The organism is uncultured Clostridium sp. (assembly GCF_934754925.1).
GTDB lineage: Bacteria > Bacillota > Clostridia > Clostridiales > Clostridiaceae > Clostridium.
Window position 1 is genome coordinate 1 of sequence record NZ_CAKVJA010000074.1, and the last position, 6,389, is coordinate 6,389.

A 6,389-nucleotide genomic window follows, 5' to 3' on the forward strand; every position below is an offset into this window, starting at 1 on the left:
ATTCTACAGCATCTTTTGTATATGCTCCCTTATAATATAACTCTTTAATTTCACTGGCCTTTGGACTGATTAAGTATAATTCTCAAGAAATTTAATTAAAATACTAATTATATGGAGGTAAAAAATGAAAATAAATATTCCAGTACAAGAAAAAAAGAAATTACGCGAATTGTTGAAGAAAATAACATTGTGCCTTCAATAGATTCACGTATATTTACTATTGAAGAAGCGGGTGAGGCATTAAAATTAGTTGCTAATGGACATACTAATGGTAAAGTAATTATTAAATTTTAGACTATGTTTTAATATAGTGTTTATATTATAAATAATTTTAATAACAAAAAAGGTAGGGGTATACTAATTGATATACTCCTACCTTTTTTGTTCGTATTATTAATATATTACGAACTAAAGACCAGTGAATATTTCACTGGTCTTTTAAATTTATCATATATTATCAATATTATTTTAAAACAGAGCCAAATATTAAAAATTACTTATTTTCTTTACTCCAATCAATAACTACAACAGGTTTTATTAAATCTGCTGGTTTATCCTTCATAAGCATTAAAGCTTCTTCAATTTTATCGAAACCTTCAAATTTATGAGTTATAAGTTTACTAGTATCAATCTTTTTAGTTACTAATAAATCTGCCATTTTCTCCATCTTTAATCTTCCACCTGGAGTAAGTCCAGCATTTATTTTCTTATGCCCCATACCAACTCCCCATTCAACTCTTGGTATCTTAATGTTTTCTCCTTCTCCTAGATAATTTACATTACCTATATTTCCTCCAGCCTTTAACATTTTTACAGCCTGTGCAAATGTATCAACATCTCCACCAGCTATTATAACCTTATCTACACCTTTTCCATTTGTCTTAGCAAGAACTTGTTCAACTATATCTCCTTGCTTATAATTTATTATTTCTGTTGCTCCATATTCTTTTGCTATTTTAACACAGTTAGGTCTAGATCCAACAGCAAATATATGAGATGCACCCATTTTATTTGCCCCTTGAACTGCCATTAATCCAACTGGTCCTATTCCAATAACACAAACGCTATCTCCTAACTTAATATCTGCTAACTCTGCTCCGTGAAAACCTGTTACTACCATATCACTTAACATAACTGCCTCAGCTGGATCAATTCCTTCTGGTAAAAGTGCAAGATTAGCATCTGCTTCATTTACATGGAACTTTTCAGCAAATACACCATCCTTAAAATTAGAAAACTTCCATCCTGAAAGCATACCACCTGAGTGTTGAGCATACCCAGATTGTGCTTCTATTGAACCCCAATCTGGAGTAATAGCAGGTACTATTACCTTATCTCCAACTTTAAAATCTTTAACTAGTTGTCCAACTTCTACAATTTCTCCTACAGCCTCATGACCTAATATCATATTGTGCCTTTCTCCAATAGCTCCAGCCCAAACTGTGTGTATATCTGATGTGCATGGTGCTACTGCTATTGGTCTAACTATAGCATCTAAAGGCCCACATATTGGCTCCTCCTTATTTATCCATCCTGTTTTTCCTATTCCTAACATTGCAAATCCTCTCATAATCCTAACCCCTTAACCTTTCATATTCTCTTTAATTATTTAAATAAACGTTTTCATTTTTGTGTGTATCTAATTATTTAATCTAATTTAAACTCCTCCTTTTATATTAATTAAGTTTTTAATACCCTCTAAATTTTATACCTATCTATTTACAGCAATATTTATATTGATATTGCTGTAAATACTAAGTTGGATAATTCCGTAGTAATATTTTAACATATATGTAATTATATGAAAACTATAATTTTAATTTATATTAATACAAATTATATTTAACCACTGTAAGTTATTTCTTCCACCAAGGGTGTCTCCTGATTTATATATATTTTGTATCTCTAAGTTTGACACTTGTGCTATCATTTCTTTAAATGTTTCTTCTGTATAGCAATTAAAATATCTTCCCTTTTCATCAATATATTCATCTTCTCCATATTTAAAGGACATATAAAATACTCCATTATGTTCTAAATTAGATGATATATTTTTTATTACCTGAATTAGGTCTCTTTTATTTATATGAAGCAATGAGGCACATGCCCATATACCATGAAATTTCTCTGTTAATTTTAGTTCTTCAAATTTACTGCAAATTACTTCTTGACCTATAATTTTACTGGCAGCAATTGATAGTTCTTTTGACCCATCAACTGCTGTAATATTGTATCCTTGTTTTATAAATTCAAGACTGTCTCTTCCTGAGCCACATCCTAAATCAAGTATATGTCCACCTTTAGGTATGTGTTTTAGGAAATCCTTATATAGATGGCTCATATCTACTGATAATGTACTTTCTATATATGATTTTGAATTGTTGTTGTAAAAATCTAATGTTTTGTTTTCCACATTATCACCTTATTCATTATATTAGTTATTTTACTTTAAATAAATTTAAATATCTTTCAATTTTATTTAACTATAAATCACTTTTAAGTTCCATATAAATATTTTAATTTTTAAGTTTAATATATAAATATTTATACATAAATTTATAATGTAATTTTAATTAAAAGGAGAAATAATGGAATATATCTCCTAACCTCCTTGTTCTTCCAATGAGATATGGAATAATTATACTAATAATCTTGCTAGTGAATGGCATAATGTTAACTTTAAACAAGAAGAAAAATATATATTTAACAATGAACTTCTTCACTCAACTGAAATTGCCTTTAATCACCTACAAAACATTATACCTTCCCTTAAAACTGCATTTCCTTTTAATAAAAATACTATCATTTAAAAATTTATATAAAATATAAATAAAAAATGTATAACTGGAAATTTGATTTCCAGTTATACTATAAAGTCTATCTTTAATATTATAATTTAAAAACTCTCTGCCTTTTGTTTAATCATTTTATTAAAGCAATTAATCTTTTACTAATCTCATTCCACTTAGAATTTAAACTTACAGTATAAATATTAATATTATGTTTATCCATAGAATATTCTAGATTTAAAGTCTTATCTACACGTGGATATAATAATATTCCTGTAGAAAATTCATCTTTTTTACTTTTACTCTCATTATTTTTTAAATAAGAAAATAGTTGATATAAATTTTCTGAAATAAGCTTTTTACTACCATAATTCTCTACTAATGATTTTTTATAATATTTAGTATCAATTAAATACTTTTTATCATTATATTCTAAAGATATATCAGTTTGCATCTTAGGCAAAAACTCAACAAATTCCCCTGTAAGCTCCCAATATATATCTTCTCTATATACCTTAGCGCCCTTCAATTCCTTCTTATAAAAATTTCTTATAAAGCTTTCAAATAAATAGGCCATCTTTCTTTCATCTTCAATAAAATTATAAAATTCTGCACTATTATCATTCTTATTAATAAGTAAATTATCAAAAATTAACTCACAAATATTAATAATAAATTTATATTCTCTATTCATTTTATTAAAAGAGATATTTTTAAAGATCTTTTTATTTAGTAATATAGTGTCAATAAAGTTAAAATACTTGATTAATCTTTTAACTTTATTTCTATTACTTATTGATAAATCTTCTATTTTAATTAAATTGATTAAAGTTGTTTTTATAACAATATTAATTATTATATTTTCATTTAATTCATCATAAGAATGATTTACCTTGCATTGCTTAGTACTTTTATATTTAATACTTTCTTTAAAGTTAATCTTTCCTTTAACTACAGAACTACTTTCATTAAGCTCTTTATAATTTTTCTTTATTCCTTTTTTAATTAAAATATCTACTTCATCAACTAGTATTCTACATAAGAGATTTTGAATATCCATGCTTTCTTCAATACCTATTTTATTTCTACTAATATAATCTAACTTATCCCAAGAATAACAGAGCATATAGTATATATTTTCTATTGGAATACTATTTAATTCTTTCAAGCAAATCACTCACTTTTTCTTTATTATCAAACCAATATTCCTCTAGAAGAGGTTTTATTTCAAATTTAATTATTCTTTTATACCAATTATTCCATGATTCTTCATCATTATTACTGCTAATATTACAGAAATAACTATGCCCTATTTTATATCCTTTTCCAAGCTCTATGTCATCTTTTTCTATTTCATTATTAATTATCTTCATAGAATAATTTATTTTTGAAATAAGCTCATCACTAACTCCATTTACCGCTAAATAATTATTAAATGCTTCTGTATCAAATGCTGGTTCTACATCTATAAAACTAAATCTTCTTCTTAATGCATAATCTACTAAAGCTAATGATCTATCCGCTGTATTCATTGTACCTATAATAAAAAGATTTTTAGGGACACTAAATTTTTCTCCTTCATTTTTAGAGTAAGTTAATGTAACTTCATATTCATTCCCTCTCTTATCACCTTCAATTAACATCATCAATTCACCAAATATTTTAGATAAATTCCCTCTGTTAATTTCATCAATAATAATATAGTAATTATTTTCTGCATCATTTCTTGCTCTTTCACAAATGCTATAGAATATTCCATCTTTTAGTCTAAAGTTACCATCTAAATCCGGTTTAAAACCTCTAATAAAATCCTCATAGCTATAACTTTGATGGAATTGTACCATTTCTATTTTACTACTATCTTTTTTACCTGAATGTAAATATGCTAACCTCTTTGCCATAAATGTCTTTCCTACTCCTGGAGGGCCCTGAAGAATAATATTCTTCTTATATTCAAATAACTCTAATATCTCATTAGCCTCTTCAACACTTAAAAAGACATCTTTTAAAAAGTCTTCTATTGTAAATTCCTCACTATTGTTAACTTCGTTCTTTGATGTTTCATATTCAGTTTCTGTGATTTCTTTTACTATATTTTCTTCCGACTTCTCTTCTTCTACTTCCTTAGTTTCTTTAAAGAATTTGCCATAATTCTCTACTAAAAAATAAAAAAATTGGTCTAACTCTATATTATGAGGAAGATTTGTTCTCCATCCTATTATTTCTCCATATCTTTCAACAAAGTTATATTCTTTTATTAAGTTATTAAACTTTATAAATCTTCTTGGGAATTTTTCTCCCTTTTTCCTTTCATAACTTAATCCTAAAATTACTTCTACTGCATCTTTATCTACTATATTATAAAAGCAAACCTCCTCGGGATAGCAGTTTCCTACTATTTCACTAATTGCACTATCAGCTATACCAAAAAGTTTATATTCCTGATTATATAAGAAATTATTCATCCTTTTTTCTATTGAATCTTCTCCATGTAATAGATAAGTAAAACTTTTTTTGTATTTTTCTATTGATTCATTTGGATATCCAAAAGCTCTTTTTCTTGCCAATGCATTATTAGTAAATCCATTTATATGCTCTCCTACCTTTTGTATATCTTCCCATTGCATTTTTTCTAAATTTTCTTTTTTTCTAAATTCTTTAAAAAATTCATAGTTTTCAAATAAAAAGTCACTCTTTTTCAGCTGCTCTTCTACATTATCTTTATATATATATAAATATTGATCTATTATATCCTTTTGATAATCATCCTTCATTAGTAATGGATTATTCCAATAATCAATTAAATTTTCACCTTCACTATCCGTACATTTAAAATTTGTTCCTTGAGGACTTCTTATAATACTTAGAAATTTTGTTTTAACAGACTTCTTTAAGTCTGACCTTAACAGCATATTTTCTTCTTGGGATATTCTGCTCTCTTTTACTTTTAAATCTATAACCGTAGCCTCTTCTTTTTCACTATAGTATGGCTTACTCTTTACTTCTGTTAATGCAATTATCCCTCCTGGATACTCAATTCCTTCTGTTCTCCAGATAAAGACTCTATCACCTATGCTTATTTCTTCTTGAAATTTTTTTATTTTTAGTGTCCACGTAACTATTTCATTTTTAGTAACATACTCATTTATATCAAATATTTTTTGATTTCCTTGAAAAATCCATGTTTTCATCTTTTTCTCCCCCTTTTATTTGTTAAAAATATATATACATTACAAAAGCTGTAATATATAATAGCTTTTATTCTCTTTAATAATTTTCTCTAAGTTTAATCCCTTTAATTGATTTTTTCCTCTATATTATTATTTCTTTAAACTAAATATTATTTTACTTAGTTCAATTTAATGTGTCTACTACTTCTTACTAACACCAAGCTATTTATAATAAATATTAAAAACTTTTTCAAATATCCAATTTCAATTATTTTTCCTCAAAACCACCAGATCTTATTTGAAATTAATTCTCACCAAAACTAAACCTTTAATTTTCTCACTTATACCCACTCATTCTCACTCTTACTAATTTGACCTTACCTGACTTTAATCTTATAATGTACTTGTACAAAGAGATGAGGGAAGTAAT

The 6,389-nt window shown here is 26.3% G+C and carries 5 protein-coding genes; 1 reads left to right on the top strand and 4 read right to left on the bottom strand.

Going from position 1 to position 6,389, the window contains the following annotated elements; all coding sequences use genetic code 11:
* Positions 1-111: 111 nt before the first annotated feature.
* Entirely contained in the window at positions 112-294 is a 183-nt protein-coding gene (locus Q0G30_RS13560; protein ID WP_195964783.1) for a zinc-binding dehydrogenase, read from the top strand.
* Between the two features lie 199 nt (positions 295-493).
* On the opposite strand, the gene Q0G30_RS13565 is transcribed toward Q0G30_RS13560, so the two are convergent.
* From Q0G30_RS13565 to Q0G30_RS13580, 4 genes are all read right to left on the bottom strand, one after another.
* The gene (locus Q0G30_RS13565; RefSeq protein ID WP_195964784.1) at positions 494-1,570 is read right to left on the bottom strand and encodes an NAD(P)-dependent alcohol dehydrogenase; all 1,077 of its coding nucleotides are present in this window, start codon (positions 1,568-1,570) and stop codon (positions 494-496) included.
* Between the two features lie 246 nt (positions 1,571-1,816).
* Positions 1,817-2,413, bottom strand: coding sequence for a methyltransferase domain-containing protein (locus Q0G30_RS13570; RefSeq protein ID WP_294391115.1), 597 nt, complete (start codon positions 2,411-2,413; stop codon positions 1,817-1,819).
* Between the two features lie 509 nt (positions 2,414-2,922).
* Positions 2,923-3,957, bottom strand: a complete 1,035-nt coding sequence (locus tag Q0G30_RS13575; protein ID WP_294391117.1) for a hypothetical protein — start codon at positions 3,955-3,957, stop codon at positions 2,923-2,925.
* Positions 3,941-5,980 (bottom strand): AAA family ATPase, encoded by a 2,040-nt coding sequence (locus tag Q0G30_RS13580; protein WP_294172298.1) that lies wholly within the window; start codon positions 5,978-5,980, stop codon positions 3,941-3,943. Before Q0G30_RS13580 ends, Q0G30_RS13575 begins: the two co-directional genes overlap by 17 nt.
* Positions 5,981-6,389: the final 409 nt, after the last annotated feature.